We start from the raw sequence: 14,780 nt of genomic DNA on the forward strand, positions 1-14,780 counted from the left end.
CGCGGCACGCGCAACGGTGACCTGCGGGCGCGCCACGCTCACCCCTTGCTAGTCCTCGTCCAGGGTCGGGTCGATGACTGCCGGTTCCACTCCCAGATAGGTGGCCACCTGCGCCACCAGCAATTCATGCAACAGCTCGGTCAGCTCGTCGGTGTCCTTCGCCCGACGCTCGATCGGCTTGCGGAACAACACAATTCGCGCGCGAGTGGAGTTGCCTCGCACATCCACCCCGGCCGGGATGAGCCGCGCCAGCGCCACCGGACCGTCGGCGACCACCTCCGCAGGCCACTGCACGCTGTCGGGATCCTTGGGCGCGATGCGCGGAATCTCATCGACCGCGACGTCGAGCATCGCCACCCGTTCGTGCCAGCGCCGTTCGATCGGCTCGTAGGCCTCCAGCACCGCCATATCGAAGCGCTCGGCGCGGCTGCGCCACCCCGGGACGGTCGGCGGAAGCAGCGGCCCGCGCATCTCCCGGCCCCGCCGCGACCCCCGGTGCTGGCCCCTCGTCACGAAAAAGATCGTAACGGTTGGGCTTCGGGCCTCCCGCGTCCGCGCGTGTCCGACGCAGCCGGGACGACCACGCACGATAACCTTCCGCTGTGAATGTTCCCCGTCGCTGCTGCCGGCCAGGGTGCCCGCACTATGCGGTCGCGACGCTCACCTTCGTCTACTCAGACTCCACGGCCGTCGTCGGCCCGCTGGCCACCGTGTCGGAGCCACACTCGTGGGATCTGTGCGTCATGCATGCCGGCAGGATCACCGCGCCGCGCGGCTGGGAGCTGGTCCGGCACGCCGGCCCGCTGCCGTCCCATCCCGACGACGACGATCTGGTGGCGTTGGCCGACGCGGTTCGAGAAGGGCGCGAAGCGGCCGCGCCCGTCGCCGGGTTCACCACCGGCTTCACCGACCCGGTCACCGGCGTCCACGGTGGCGCGCTGATGGCCCCGTCGGCCCGGCGCCCGGAGACCAACGGGCGCCGCCGCGGGCACCTGCGGGTGCTGCCCGACCCGACGGACTGATCGATTCCGCACCGCCGCCCTCCGAGGGTGAGTCGGCATACGGACCGCCCGCGACGGCTAGGCTGAACACCGACAGTCTCATCGTCGAAGGAGCCCCATGTCTCGTCCCGCCGCGGCGGTGCAGCGCGTCATCAAGGCTTATGACGTGCGTGGACTCGTCGGCGAGGAGATAGACGAGGGTTTCGTCCGCGACGTCGGCGCCGCGTTCGCCCGACTCGTCCGCGACGCGGCGCAGCCCGCCACCCAGATCGTGATCGGTCACGATATGCGGGAGAGTTCGCCGGGGCTGTCCGCGGCCTTCGCCGAGGGGGTGACCGGCCAGGGGCTCGACGTCATCCGGATCGGTCTGGCCTCCACCGATCAGCTCTACTTCGCCTCGGGCCTGCTCGACTGCCCGGGCGCGATGTTCACCGCGAGCCACAACCCGGCGGCCTACAACGGCATCAAACTGTGCCGCGCCGGAGCCAAACCGGTGGGCAAGGACACCGGGTTGACCACGATCAGCGACGAGGTCATCGCCGGTGTGCCCGGCCACGACGGACCGCGCGGCACCGTCTCCGATCGCGACGTGCTGGCCGACTACGGCGACTTCCTGCGCTCGCTGGTCGACATCGCCGGTCTACGCCCGCTGCACGTCGCCGTCGACGCCGGTAACGGGATGGCCGGCCACACGACGCCCGCCGTGCTCGGACCCCTTTCGTCGGTCACGCTTTCGCCGCTGTACTTCGAACTCGACGGCAACTTCCCCAACCACGAAGCCAATCCGCTGGACTCGGCCAACCTGGTCGATCTGCAGGCGCACGTCCGCGCCGTCGGAGCCGATATCGGGCTGGCGTTCGACGGCGACGCCGACCGCTGTTTCGTCGTCGATGAAACCGGAACGGCGGTGTCCCCGTCGGCGGTGACCGCGTTGGTCGCCGCGCGGGAACTGCAGCGCGAGATCGGTGCGACGGTCATCCACAACCTCATCACCTCCCGTGCGGTGCCCGAGCTGGTGACCGAGCGCGGCGGCACGCCGGTGCGCTCCCGCGTCGGCCACTCCTACATCAAGTCGTTGATGGCCGAGACCGGAGCCATCTTCGGCGGCGAACACTCGGCGCACTACTACTTCCGCGACTTCTGGGGAGCCGACTCGGGCATGCTGGCGGCGCTGCACGTACTTGCCGCCCTCGGTGAACAGGACCGCCCGCTGTCGGAGATGATGGCCGACTACCAGCGCTACGAAGGCTCCGGCGAGATCAACTACACCGTCACCGATGCACCCGCGGTCGTCGACGTCGTCCTGCGGGCATTCGGGAACCGGGTCAACGCGATCGACCACCTCGACGGTGTGACGGTCGACCTCGGTGACGGCAGCTGGTTCAACCTGCGCATGTCGAACACCGAGCCGCTGCTGCGGCTCAACGTCGAAGCCCGCAGCGCCGAGGAAGTCAAGGAGCTGGTCGACGAGATCGGCGGGTACATCAGCTCGGCTGCCGAGGAATCGACGTGAACGCCGGCCCGCTGTCGGCTGCCGGCGTCGACCTCGACGACGCCGCGGGGTTGCTGGCCGCCGACCGTCTCGGCCTGCTGCGCGCCGCATCGATGGCCGGCGCGCAGGTGCGTGCCACCGCTGCCGCGCTCGACGAAGGTGATCTCGACGCGGTCCGATCCGACGCGCTGCCGCGCACCGTGATCTGGCTGGCCGGCCACGGCAGGGCCGCGACCGCGGGCAGCATGCTGGCCGCGCTGCTCGGCGGCTCGGTGGGCGCGCCCATCGTGATGGCTGCCGAGGCGCCGCCGTGGATCGGCGCGCTCGACGCGATGATCGTCGCCGGCGACGATCCGGGCGACCCCGCGCTGGTCACCGCGGCCGCCACCGGGGTACGCCGCGGTGCCCGGGTGATCGTCGCCGCGCCCTACGAGGGCCCGCTGCGCGACGCGACCGCCGGCCGTTCGGTCGCGCTGCCGCCGCGGATCCCGGTGCCCGATGACTTCACCCTGGTCCGCTATCTGGCGGCCGGCCTGGCTGCGCTGCAGGTGATCATCCCCGGCTACGCCGTCGACCTGGCCGCACTGGCGGACGCGCTGGACGCCGAGGCGTACCGAAACAGCGCCGGGCGAGAGCTTTTCACCAATCCCGCCAAGGGACTGGCCGATCGGATGCGGGGCCGCGAGGTGGTGTTCGCCGGCGACTCCGCCGCGACCCTGGCGCTGGCCCGCCACGCCGCCACGGTGATGCTGCGCGTCGGCCACCAGAGCGTCGCCGCCGCGGAGTTGAGCGATGCGCTGGTCGCGATCGGAATGGGCTGGGGCCGGGACGCGGGCGCGGGGGAGGCCTCGATCTTCCACGACGAGGAGATCGACGGGCCGCTGCCGCGGCGCACCCGCACCATCGTGCTCACCTCGGACGCCGAGCGACCCGTGGTGTCGGCGCGGCTGCGCGGTTTCGACGATGTCCAGGTCGTCAACGCCAACGACGTTCCCGACGTCGTGGCACCAGGGGGGGACAACGAGCCGGGCTCAGCCACGATGCCCGGATCCACTGGTCCCGAACATCAATTGGCGCTGTTGGCCCTCCGCCTGGAGATGGCGGCGGTCTACCAGCGTCTGGTTCGAGGTTGAGGCGAGTGCATCTGCTCAGAGGCGCGGTGCGAACCTATGCGTGGGGTTCGAGGACCGCGATTGCCGAGTTCGTCGGGGCGAAAAGCCCCACCGCGCATCCCCAAGCCGAACTGTGGTTCGGTGCCCATCCGGCCGACCCGGCGCATCTGCAGACCGACGACGGCGAGCGATCCCTGTTGGACACCCTGCGCGCAGATCCAGAAGGTGAACTCGGCGCCGCGGTGCGTGGACGATTCGGCGACACCCTGCCGTTCCTGGTGAAGGTGCTCGCCGCCGACGAACCCCTCTCGCTGCAGGCGCACCCGAGCACCGAACAGGCGATCGAGGGCTTCACCCGCGAGGACCGCAGAGGCATACCGATCACCGCGCCCAACCGGAACTACCGCGACCGCAGCCACAAGCCCGAGATCATCGTCGCGCTCAGCCAGTTCGAGGCGCTCGCCGGCTTCCAGCCCGCGGCGCGATCGGTGGAACTGATGCGGGCGCTCGGCGTGGCACAACTGGACCCGTTCATCAACCTGCTGCACGGTCAATCCGACGCCGACGGACTGCGGGCTCTGTTCACCACCTGGATCACCTTCCCGCAGCCCGACCTCGACGTGCTGGTGCCCGCGGTGCTCGACGGTGCGATCAGATATGTGCAATCAGGGCAGCGCGAGTTCGCCCGCGAAGCCAAGACGGTGCTCGAGCTCGGTGAGCGATACCCCGGCGACGCCGGGGTGCTGGGATCGATGCTGTTGAACCGGCTCTCACTCGCCCCAGGGGAGGCGCTGTACCTACCCGCCGGAAATCTGCACGCCTACCTGCACGGCATCGGCGTGGAGGTGATGGCCAACTCCGACAACGTGTTGCGCGGCGGATTGACCCCCAAGCACGTCGACGTGCCGGAACTGCTGCGCGTACTGGATTTCACCCCGGCCGAGGATGTGCTGGTCAGACCCGAAACCCACCGCGACGGCGCCGAAATCGTCTATCCCACTCCTGCGCCCGAATTCTCGGTATCGGTGCTGGGCATCGAGGGCGAGCAACTCGGCCACGAGATCGACGCCCCCACCCGCCACGATGGCCCGCAGATTCTGCTGTGCGCTCAGGGCGCCGCCACCGTACACGCCAAGGGTGGCACCGTGGTGCTCAAACAGGGTGCGGCAGCGTGGGTTTCGGCTGACGACGGGCCGATCAGGCTGGTCGCACACGAGCCGACCCGGCTGTTCCGGACGACCGTCGGGATCTAGCCCACAGCGTCATGTTGTGTCCGATGGTGCGGCCGATCAGCCGCGCCGACGGAACCATTAGAGGCTGTCGAGCAGGCTGAACCGGCGCAGAAACCACTCCGCCAGAACAGGATCAGTTTCTGCGGCGCCGAGGAACTGGTCGAACAGACCGCCGACCGGTCGGTACCACCACGGCATGACGCCGTGGGCGCCGTGCATGGTCAGATCGCCGATGGCGTTCATCGTCCACACCGGATAGGTGGTCTTGGCGGTCGACCTGAGGAACATGCGCTGCGGGTCTGCGCTCAACACCGCCCGGCGAAGATGCGCCGACTGCAACGCCGTCATCGTCATACCCTGGCCGAACGTCGGATTGAAGCTCACCACCGCGTCGCCGAACGGCAGGATGCCGGCCGGGAAACGGTCCAGCTTGTCGTAGCGGCGCCAGCGGCTGGTCGGATACTTGTGCAGCGCCACCTCGCCCAACGGTTCGGCGCGGCGCACCGCGTTGCTCAGATGTGCGGGCAGGACTTCGTCGGCCAGCGTGCACATACCGGCGAAATCCGTTGGCGGATCCACCTTGCCGACCCCGAAGGTGGTTAGACCCCAGGTGCCGTCCTCGTAATGGAGCATGCCCAACCCGCGGGGCTGAGCACGCGACGCGCCGGCCACCACCACCTTCTCGGCGACAAGCCCCTCCGGTATGCGCAACTGGTGGGTGGCGTAGCTGATCCCGACATCCACGATGTCCTCGCGTGGCCGCTGGAAACCCCACTGCGCCAACCAGACCGGGAGCCGGGTGCCGCGCCCGGTGGCGTCGATGACCAGGTCGGCGTCGACGGTCGATCCGTGCGAGGTCCGCACGCCGGTGACACGGTGGCCGTCGAAGACGGGTTCGTCGACACCGCAGTCGACCACCGTCACGTTGGGAATCTCGGCGACCCGGCGCCGGATCTGCCACTCCAGATGCACCCGGCTCGGCACGTAGGCGGTGAACTCGTCCTGCAACCGGTGCTGGGTTCCGAGCACGTGGCCGGCCGCGCCGAAATGGATGCAGTCGGGCCGATTCTCCAAGATCGGCACGCCTGCGGCCACCAGGTCGGCGAGCAGCCCCGGGAACAGCGACTCGAACTCCTGGGCCCCGCGCGCCATCAGCAGGTGCACATGCCGGCTCTGCGGGACGGCCGGACGGTGCGCCGGTCCGTCCGGCAGATGATCGCGGTCATACACCGTGACCTGGCGGTACAGATGCGACAGGACCCGCGCGGCGCACAGCCCGCCGAGGCTGGCCCCGATCACGATGGCGTGTTTGGCGGTCTGAGTCATCGAAATCCACGGTAATGGGTAGATTCCGCTGCAACGATGACGAAAGGGGGACGGTCGATGGCTCAGGAACCGGCTGCGCAGACGGTGGGTTGGCGGCGGACGAAGTCGGTGGAGCAGTCGATCGCCGACACCGACGAGCCGGGTACCAGACTCCGCAAGGAGCTGAACTGGTGGGACCTGACCGTCTTCGGCGTTTCCGTGGTGATCGGCGCCGGCATCTTCACCATCACCGCCTCCACCGCGGCCAACATCACCGGCCCGGCGATCTCGGTGTCGTTCATCATCGCCGCGATCGCGTGTGGGCTCGCAGCGTTGTGCTACGCCGAGTTCGCCTCCACCGTGCCCGTCGCGGGCAGCGCGTACACCTTCTCCTACGCCACCTTCGGAGAGTTCGTCGCCTGGATCATCGGCTGGGACCTGATCCTGGAGTTCGCCGTGGCAGCCGCCGTCGTCGCCAAGGGCTGGTCCAGCTATCTGGGCACCGTGTTCGGGTTTGCCGGTGGCACCACGGAACTGGCGGGCTTCCAAGTGGATTGGGGAGCGATGGTCATCATCGCGATCGTCACCACGATCCTGGCGATGGGCACCAAACTGTCGGCCGGGGTGAGCCTGGCGATCACCGCGATCAAGGTCTCGGTGGTGCTGCTGGTCGTCATCGTCGGCGCTTTCTACGTCCGGGCAGAGAACTTCTCGCCGTTCGTCCCGTCGCCCGAGCCCGGCGAAGGCGGAACCGGGGCCGACCAGTCGCTGTTCTCGCTTCTGACCGGCGCCGAGGGTAGTCATTACGGCTGGTACGGCCTTCTTGCGGGCGCGTCCATCGTGTTCTTCGCGTTCATCGGCTTCGACATCGTCGCGACCACCGCCGAAGAGACCAAGAATCCGCAGCGGGATGTGCCGCGCGGAATCCTGGCCTCGCTGGGCATCGTCACCGTCCTGTATGTGGCCGTCGCCGTCGTACTGAGCGGCATGGTGAGCTACCGGGAGCTGCGCGAGGCCGAGACGCAGAACTTGGCCACCGCGTTCTCGCTGAACGGCGTGGACTGGGCCGCCAAGGTGATTTCCATCGGTGCGTTGGCCGGTCTCACCACGGTGGTCATCGTGCTGGTGCTGGGCCAGACCCGGGTGCTGTTCGCGATGTCGCGGGACGGTCTGCTGCCCCGGCAGCTGGCCAAGACCGGTGAGCACGGCACCCCGGTGCGGATCACGTTGATCGTCGGCGTGGTCGTCGCGATCACCGCGACCGTGTTCCCGATCGACAAGCTCGAAGAGATGGTCAACATCGGCACGTTGTTCGCGTTCGTGATGGTGTCGGCCGGGGTGATCGTGCTGCGGCGCACCCGGCCCGATCTCAAGCGCGGCTTCCGCACACCGTGGGTGCCGCTGCTACCCATCCTGGCGATCATCGCGTGTGTATGGCTGATGCTGAACCTGACCGGGCTGACCTGGATGCGGTTCCTGATCTGGATGGGCCTGGGCGTGATCGTCTACTTCCTCTACGGCCGCCGGCACTCGCTGCTGGGGAATCGGGCGCACTGAAGCACCCACGCCCGCTCAGGACCCGCTGAGTGCGGGGACCGGCCGGGTGACGCCGCGCGCGATCGGACTCTGTTCGGACGTTCTCACCGACTGCACCTTCAGTGACCCGTGCGCGACCTGCGTGTTTTACAAATCGGATCGTTATGTCTAGACGAACGACAAATTGCGCGCTATAGTCCAAAGCGAGAGGTGACCGCACTCACAGCAAGGAGCACTGAGGTGACTGCACCGGAGAAGTCCGAGATCGACGTCGAGCAATGGCGCGACAAGAAGCGCTACCTGTGGTTGATGGGCCTGATCGCCCCCACGGCACTGTTCGTGATGGTGCCGCTGATCTGGGCCCTCAATCAGTTCGGCTGGCACACCGCCGCACAGGTGCCGCTCTGGATCGGCCCGATCCTGCTCTACATCCTGCTGCCGGCGCTGGACCTCAAGTTCGGCCCCGACGGCCAGAACCCGCCCGACGAGGTGATGGAGCGGCTGGAGAACGACAAGTACTACCGCTACTGCACCTACGCCTACATCCCGTTCCAGTACGCCAGCGTGATCTTCGGCGCCTACCTGTTCACCGCGTCGAACCTCAGCTGGCTGGGCTTCGACGGCGGCCTGAGCTGGCCGGCCAAGATCGGCCTGGCCCTGTCGGTCGGACTGCTCGGTGGTGTCGGCATCAACACCGCCCACGAGATGGGGCACAAGAAGGACTCGCTGGAGCGGTGGCTGGCCAAGATCACCCTGGCTCAAACCTGCTACGGACACTTCTACATCGAGCACAACCGCGGCCACCACGTCCGCGTCGCGACCCCGGAAGACCCGGCGTCGGCGCGCTTCGGCGAGACATTCTGGGAGTTCTTGCCGCGCAGCGTGTTCGGCAGCCTCAAATCCTCCTGGGAACTGGAGGCCAAGCGGCTGGAGCGTAGTGGGCGGAGCATTTGGGATCCAAGAACGTACTGGTCCAACGACGTGCTCAACGCCTGGGCGATGTCGGTGGTGCTCTACGGTGCGCTGATCGCGGTGTTCGGTTGGGCGTTGGTCCCCTACATCCTGATCTCGGCGGTGTTCGGCTTCACGCTGCTGGAAACCGTCAACTACCTGGAGCACTACGGCCTGCTGCGCAAGAAGCTCGACAACGGGCGCTACGAGCGCTGCGCGCCGGTGCACAGCTGGAACTCCGACCACATCGTGACCAACCTGTTCCTCTACCACCTGCAGCGGCACAGCGACCATCACGCCAACCCGACCCGCCGCTACCAGACGCTGCGCAGCATGGACGGCGCCCCGAACCTGCCGAGTGGTTATGCGTCGATGATCGGTCTGACCTACTTCCCGCCGTTGTGGCGCAAAGTGATGGACCATCGCGTGCTTGAGCACTACGACGGCGACATCACCCGGGTCAACATCCACCCCCGGGTCAAGGACAAGGTGCTGGCCCGTCATGGGAATGGCGAGGTCCGAGGCGGCCAGGCATGAGCGCGTTCCGGTGCCCCGGCTGTGCTTATGTCTACGACGAGGCCAAAGGTGAACCGCGCGAGGGCTTTCCGGCCGGCACCGAATGGGGCCAGGTTCCCGACGACTGGAGCTGCCCGGACTGCGCGGTGCTGGAGAAGATCGACTTTGTCACCGTCTAGATCCATTGGTTCTGCGCTCAGGGCGGGAAAGTGCGAGAGACCCTCGCCCTGAACGCAGACTCAACATCACGGAAGGAAACGACATGGACTACAAGCTGTTCGTCTGCGTGCAGTGCGGTTTCGAATACGACGAAGCCAAAGGATGGCCCGAGGACGGCATCGCGCCCGGGACCCGCTGGGACGACATCCCCGACGACTGGAGCTGCCCGGACTGCGGCGCGGCCAAGTCCGACTTCGAAATGGTCGAGGTCGCCCGGCCGTGACCGCGGTGGCCGGGAGCGCCGCGACGAGACCGGTTATTGTCGCGCGTGTGAGCGGCCCTACCGACAAGCGAATCTCCTACGCCGAAGCGTCGCGGGTGCTGCTGCGCGACTCCATCCTCGACGGGATGCGGGAGATGCTGCTCATCCGCGACTGGTCGGCGATCACGCTGTCCGACGTGGCCAAGGCCGCCGGCATCAGCAGGCAGACCATCTACAACGAATTCGGTTCGCGCCAGGGTCTGGCCCAGGGCTACGCGATGCGCCTGGCCGACCGGCTCGTCAACCAGATCCACGGCGCCATCAACGGCAACGTCGGCGACGTCTATGCGGCGTTCCTGCAAGGGTTTCGCGACTTCTTCGCCGAGTCCGCGGCCGACCCGCTGGTCATCTCCCTGCTGACCGGGACCTCCAAGCCCGACCTGCTGCAGCTGATCACCACCGACAGCGCGCCGATCATCACCCACTGTTCGACCAAGCTCACCGACTCCTTCATGACCAGCTGGGTGCGGTGCAGCGAGGAAGACGCCGGGGTGCTGGCCCGCGCCATCGTCCGGCTGGCGATGAGCTACATCTCCATGCCCCCGGAAGCCGACTCCGGTGCAACCCCCGCCCGCGGGCACGATGTAGCCCGTGACCTGGCCCGACTGATGACGCCGTTCGCCGAGCGCTACGGGGTCATCGAGCCCTGAGAACGCCGGCGGGCGGACGGGGCCGTGCCCTGATCCCAGGCCCGAGGCGCTACGGTGTCATAGACGCCCCTGGCCGGCAGAGCGCCGTAGCGCCTGTCCCGCGAGCCCGCAGGCCGGGGTTGTTCGCATGGGTGCCGCCATCGGCGCACCCGTGCGCTCAGAGGCAATTGACGAAATAAAGGGGCTCTACATGACTGCTCTGACCGCCGACGTCCGCAACGGGATCGACTACAAGGTCGCCGACCTGTCGCTGGCCGAATACGGGCGCAAAGAGATCCGACTGGCCGAGCACGAGATGCCCGGCCTGATGGCGCTGCGCCACGAGTACCACGACGTCCAGCCGCTCAAGGGCGCGCGGATCTCGGGCTCGCTGCACATGACCGTGCAGACCGCCGTGCTCATCGAGACCTTGGTGGCCCTCGGCGCCGAGGTCCGCTGGGCCAGCTGCAACATCTTCTCCACCCAGGACCACGCCGCCGCGGCCGTCGTCGTCGGCCCGCACGGAACCCCCGAGGAGCCCAAGGGTGTGCCCGTGTTCGCATGGAAGGGCGAGACGCTCGAGGAGTACTGGTGGGCCGCCGAGCAGATGCTCACCTGGCCCGGCGAACCGGTCAACATGATCCTCGACGACGGTGGCGACGCCACCATGCTGGTGCTGCGCGGAGCCGAATTCGAGAAGGCCGGCGTCGTGCCGCCCACCGAGGACGACGACCCGGCCGAGTGGAAGGTCTTCCTGTCGCTCGTGCGCTCGCGTTTCGAGAACGAGAAGGACAAGTGGACCAAGATCGCCGAGTCGGTCAAGGGTGTCACCGAGGAGACCACGACCGGCGTGCTGCGCCTGACCCAGTTCGCCGCCGCCGGCACCCTGGCGTTCCCGGCGATCAACGTCAATGACTCGGTCACCAAGAGCAAGTTCGACAACAAGTACGGCACCCGGCACTCGCTGATCGACGGCATCAACCGCGGCACCGACGTCCTCATCGGCGGCAAGAAGGTGCTCATCTGCGGTTACGGCGACGTCGGCAAGGGCTGCGCGGAGTCGCTGGCCGGCCAGGGGGCGCGCGTCGCGGTCACCGAGATCGACCCCATCAACGCCCTGCAGGCGCTGATGGACGGCTTCGACGTGGTCACCGTCGAGCAGGGGATCGGTGAGGCCGACATCGTCATCACCTCGACCGGCAACAAGGACATCATCACCCTCGACCACATGAAGGCGATGAAGAAGCAGGCCATCCTCGGCAACATCGGCCACTTCGACAACGAAATCGACATGGCCGCCCTGGAGCGCTCCGGCGCCAAGCGGATCAACATCAAGCCGCAGGTCGACGAGTGGGTGTTCGACAACGGCAACTCGATCATCGTGCTGTCCGAGGGCCGGCTGCTCAACCTGGGCAACGCGACCGGCCATCCGTCGTTCGTGATGAGCAACAGCTTCTCCAACCAGGTCATCGCGCAGATCGAGCTGTGGACCAAGAACGACGAGTACGACAACGAGGTGTACCGGTTGGCCAAGCACCTCGACGAGAAGGTGGCGCGCATCCACGTCGAGGCTCTCGGCGGCACGCTGACAAAGCTCACCAAGGATCAGGCCGAGTACATCAACGTCGACGTCGAAGGCCCGTACAAGCCGGAGCACTACCGCTACTGACGTGGCAAAACTGCTCACCGCGGTGACACTCGCAGTGACGCTGGCCCTGACTGCATGTCAGGGCCAGCCGTCCGAGGGGCTCGACGAACCCGTCACCGCGTCCCGGCCCGCCCCCGAGGTCCGGCACGACACCGAGGAGCTGGCGGTCACGTTCCCCGCCCTCGACGGGCCGGTATCGGCCTCGTGGATCCAATGGGACAACAGCGGCGCCGAAGACGCACCCCGAACCAAGGTGGTGTGGATCGACGCCGTCGTCGAGGTGCGGCCCGAGACGATGGAAACGCTGGTCGCCAGGAATTATCCGGAGGACAGCGGGCAGGTGCCGGCGGTGCAGAAGGTGCTCGAACCCGAGCTGCCGCCCGGGCCCTTCCTGACCGGCATCGAGCTGAACATGGCCTTCGGCGGGGACCGCCGCAGCACCCGGGTGTTCCTCGATCCGCCGAGCAACGCCGTCGTCCTGCAGTCCTACCGCATCGGGTCCTGACCGGGCTTCGGCGCGCAGGCGCCCAGGTAGTCCCAGGGCGCGCCGGACCCACCGATTAGGCTCGGCCGGTGCTCATCGTCATCGAGGGTCTGGACGGCGCAGGCAAACGCACGCTGACCGACCGGCTGCGCGCCGCGTTCGAATCCGACGGCCGCTCGGTGGCCACCCTGGCCTTCCCGCGATACACCGTCTCGGTACCCGCCGACCTGGCCGCCGAGGCGCTGCGCGGCGAGCACGGCGATCTCGCCGAATCGGTATACGCGATGGCCGTGCTGTTCGCGATGGACCGCGCCGGTGCCCGCGACGAAATCGAGCTACTGACGTCCACCTACTCGGTGGTGCTCCTCGACCGGTACGTCGCGTCGAACGCCGCGTACAGCGCGGCGCGCCTGCACCAAGGCGCCGACGGCGACGTCGTCGGATGGGTGCACGACCTTGAGTATGGACGGCTGCGCCTACCGAAGCCGGATTGGCAAGTGCTGCTTGATGTTCCGACGGAGCTCGCGGCTCAGCGGGCGGTGCGCAGGGCGGCCGAGGACGTCGAGCGGGCGCGCGACGCCTACGAGCGCGACGACGGATTGCAACGCCGCACCGCGGCGGTCTACTCCGACCTGGCAGCAGCGCAGTGGGGTGGGCCGTGGGTGGTGGTTCCGCCGGACGTCGACGCCGGTGAACTCGCCGGCCGGCTGCACTGACCGGCGCGCTTCAAGAATCCTTCAAGAATCCCGGCAGGCCGCGGCGCCACGCTGTGCTCACCACTTGCGGATCAGACGAAATCCGCAGGACCACAGCACAGGAGACGACATGAAGAACGTTATCCGCGCCACCGTGGCCGCCGGCCTGATCAGCAGCGCCGCCCTCGGGTTCGCCGGCACCGCCGCGGCCGCCCCGGTCTGCCCGGCCATCTCGGCCGCCCCGAACTGCGCCGTCGCGTCGCAGACCGTGCCGGCCTCGACGGTCATGAAGAAAGACGAAGAGGACGGCGGCGGCTTCGACGGCGGCTCCGATGCCGGCAGCTACGACGCGGGTGGCTACGACGGGGGCTACGACGGGGGCTTTGATACCGGTAGCGACGACGGCGGTTCTGTCGCCTACGACACCGGGGACGACGGTGGGGCGTTCGACGATGCTGCGGCAGAGGTCGAGCAGCCGGCGACCGCCGACGCGCCGGAGCAGGAGGCCCCGGTGCAGGACGCCCCGGTCCAGGAAGCCCCGGTGCAGGAGGCGCCGGATCAGGAGGCGCCGGATCAGGAGGCGCCGGTGCAGGAGGCGCCGGTGCAGGAGGCCCCGGTGCAGGATGTGCCGGCGCAGGAAGCGCCGGAGCAGCAGGCCCCGGAGGTGGACCCCACCGACGCCGGCCCTTCGCACACCCCGCCCTCGGCGTCGCCTGCGGACGCTTCACCCTCTGCGGACCCCGCCGCACCAGAGGACGCTTCTCCGGCTGCGGCGCCAGGGGCCGACGTCGCGACCGCCCCGCAATCCGACGAGGATCTCGCCCGCAGCTCCGACCCCGTGCCGGTCGATCCGCAGCCGGCCGCGGCCGATGAGCTGGAGGACATGACCAACCTGGTCCTGGACGCGAGCTCGGAGGGCACCACCTCGTGGAATCACGAAGTGACAACCTGGAATTCGAGCTGGATCAGCTACGACTCCTACTACCGGCCCATCCTGACCAACCCGTACCGCAGCCCGCTGCGGCTGGCCTACACCTACGACGGCGCGCCCCGCATCGTCACCATCCCGCCGCTGCAGCAGATCGTGCTGCAGACCCCGACACCCGGCAACTACGGGTTCACCGCCGTGGTGACCACCCCGTCCGGCGCGGTCAGCAACGTCTCGGTCGGCAGCTTCACCGGAGGAGGCCGCGTGCCGGCGCCCGGCCAGGCCCCCGCGCCGAAACTGCCCACCCCGCCGTCCTACCGGGACGTCCTGGTGCGGCTGCGGTATGCCACCGGCACCTCGCAGCCCTTCCGGGTCACGTCCGTCACCGACCTCGGCGACGACACCGCCATCGGCGCGCGCCACGTGCTGATCGACGGCGCCGTCGAAGCCTGGGGACAGTGGACCACGGTGTCCGGTGAACGCGAGTTCGACATCACCGAAACCGTGCAACTGCCCGGTCTGACCCAGCCCGCCCAGGTGCCGCTGCCCGGCTACAGCGACGTCGCGCTGGCCGCGGCCACGTCACCGACCGACTCCGGCACCTCGGTGCCGATCTGGGTCGCCGGAGCTGCCGGAGCGCTGGGGCTCGGAGGGGCGGCCCTCGCGCTCGGGCTTCGGCACCGCAACTGAGAACAGCGGCGCCGGGGGGCGTGGGCAGCAGCCCACGCCCCCCAAACCGTGTCTGGGGCAGCCGCCCGACGGCGATCGTG

General features: G+C 68.4%; 14 protein-coding genes and 1 pseudogene. 13 read left to right on the top strand and 2 right to left on the bottom strand.

Annotation, left to right across the window (positions count from 1 at the left end):
- Positions 1 to 48: 48 nt before the first annotated feature.
- On the bottom strand, positions 49 to 471 hold the full coding sequence (locus tag ACNUDN_RS07830; RefSeq protein ID WP_419125057.1) for a metallopeptidase family protein: 423 nt from the start codon (positions 469 to 471) through the stop codon (positions 49 to 51).
- 131 nt (positions 472 to 602) lie between these two features.
- Between ACNUDN_RS07830 and ACNUDN_RS07835 the strand changes: the two genes are divergently transcribed.
- The 4 genes from ACNUDN_RS07835 to manA all read left to right on the top strand — a co-directional run bounded on the left by ACNUDN_RS07835 (position 603) and on the right by manA (position 4,858).
- The gene (locus ACNUDN_RS07835) at positions 603 to 1,022 is read left to right on the top strand and encodes a DUF3499 domain-containing protein (RefSeq protein ID WP_419121421.1); all 420 of its coding nucleotides are present in this window, start codon (positions 603 to 605) and stop codon (positions 1,020 to 1,022) included.
- Positions 1,023 to 1,119: 97 nt separating this feature from the next.
- Positions 1,120 to 2,514, top strand: coding sequence for a phosphomannomutase/phosphoglucomutase (locus tag ACNUDN_RS07840; protein ID WP_419121422.1), 1,395 nt, complete (start codon positions 1,120 to 1,122; stop codon positions 2,512 to 2,514).
- The gene (locus ACNUDN_RS07845; RefSeq protein ID WP_419121423.1) at positions 2,511 to 3,626 is read left to right on the top strand and encodes a TobH protein; all 1,116 of its coding nucleotides are present in this window, start codon (positions 2,511 to 2,513) and stop codon (positions 3,624 to 3,626) included. The genes ACNUDN_RS07840 and ACNUDN_RS07845 overlap by 4 nt, the downstream gene beginning before the upstream one ends.
- 5 nt (positions 3,627 to 3,631) lie before the next feature.
- Entirely contained in the window at positions 3,632 to 4,858 is a 1,227-nt protein-coding gene (manA, locus tag ACNUDN_RS07850) for a mannose-6-phosphate isomerase, class I (protein WP_419121424.1), read from the top strand.
- Here the strand turns inward: manA and ACNUDN_RS07855 are convergent.
- Positions 4,803 to 6,163: pseudogene (locus tag ACNUDN_RS07855) on the bottom strand (FAD-dependent oxidoreductase). The gene manA and the pseudogene ACNUDN_RS07855 sit on opposite strands and share 56 nt — an antisense overlap.
- A 57-nt stretch (positions 6,164 to 6,220) precedes the next feature.
- Here ACNUDN_RS07855 and ACNUDN_RS07860 point away from each other — a divergent pair.
- The 9 genes from ACNUDN_RS07860 (at position 6,221) to ACNUDN_RS07900 (ending at position 14,700) form a co-directional block, all read left to right on the top strand.
- Positions 6,221 to 7,699 carry an APC family permease gene (locus ACNUDN_RS07860; protein ID WP_419121425.1) on the top strand — a complete coding sequence of 493 codons (1,479 nt, stop codon included), beginning with the start codon at positions 6,221 to 6,223 and terminating at the stop codon, positions 7,697 to 7,699.
- Positions 7,700 to 7,987: 288 nt separating this feature from the next.
- Positions 7,988 to 9,166, top strand: a complete 1,179-nt coding sequence (locus ACNUDN_RS07865; RefSeq protein ID WP_419125058.1) for an alkane 1-monooxygenase — start codon at positions 7,988 to 7,990, stop codon at positions 9,164 to 9,166.
- Positions 9,163 to 9,324 (top strand): rubredoxin, encoded by a 162-nt coding sequence (locus ACNUDN_RS07870; RefSeq protein WP_419121426.1) that lies wholly within the window; start codon positions 9,163 to 9,165, stop codon positions 9,322 to 9,324. Before ACNUDN_RS07865 ends, ACNUDN_RS07870 begins: the two co-directional genes overlap by 4 nt.
- 83 nt (positions 9,325 to 9,407) lie before the next feature.
- The gene (locus ACNUDN_RS07875) at positions 9,408 to 9,587 is read left to right on the top strand and encodes a rubredoxin (protein ID WP_059099021.1); all 180 of its coding nucleotides are present in this window, start codon (positions 9,408 to 9,410) and stop codon (positions 9,585 to 9,587) included.
- Between the two features lie 35 nt (positions 9,588 to 9,622).
- A complete protein-coding gene (alkX, locus tag ACNUDN_RS07880; protein ID WP_419125059.1) occupies positions 9,623 to 10,276 on the top strand; it encodes a TetR family transcriptional regulator AlkX in 654 nt (217 codons plus the stop codon).
- A gap of 190 nt (positions 10,277 to 10,466) precedes the next feature.
- Complete coding sequence (gene ahcY / locus ACNUDN_RS07885; RefSeq protein ID WP_419121427.1) at positions 10,467 to 11,924, top strand: adenosylhomocysteinase; 1,458 nt, start codon at positions 10,467 to 10,469, stop codon at positions 11,922 to 11,924.
- 1 nt (position 11,925) lies between these two features.
- Positions 11,926 to 12,408, top strand: coding sequence for a hypothetical protein (locus ACNUDN_RS07890; protein WP_419121428.1), 483 nt, complete (start codon positions 11,926 to 11,928; stop codon positions 12,406 to 12,408).
- 68 nt (positions 12,409 to 12,476) lie between these two features.
- Positions 12,477 to 13,103, top strand: a complete 627-nt coding sequence (locus ACNUDN_RS07895; RefSeq protein WP_419121429.1) for a dTMP kinase — start codon at positions 12,477 to 12,479, stop codon at positions 13,101 to 13,103.
- A 109-nt stretch (positions 13,104 to 13,212) separates the two neighbouring features.
- Entirely contained in the window at positions 13,213 to 14,700 is a 1,488-nt protein-coding gene (locus tag ACNUDN_RS07900; RefSeq protein WP_419121430.1) for a hypothetical protein, read from the top strand.
- The last annotated feature ends 80 nt before the right edge of the window (positions 14,701 to 14,780 follow it).

The sequence above is a fragment of the Mycobacterium sp. smrl_JER01 genome (assembly GCF_048513595.2).
Classification (GTDB): domain Bacteria; phylum Actinomycetota; class Actinomycetes; order Mycobacteriales; family Mycobacteriaceae; genus Mycobacterium.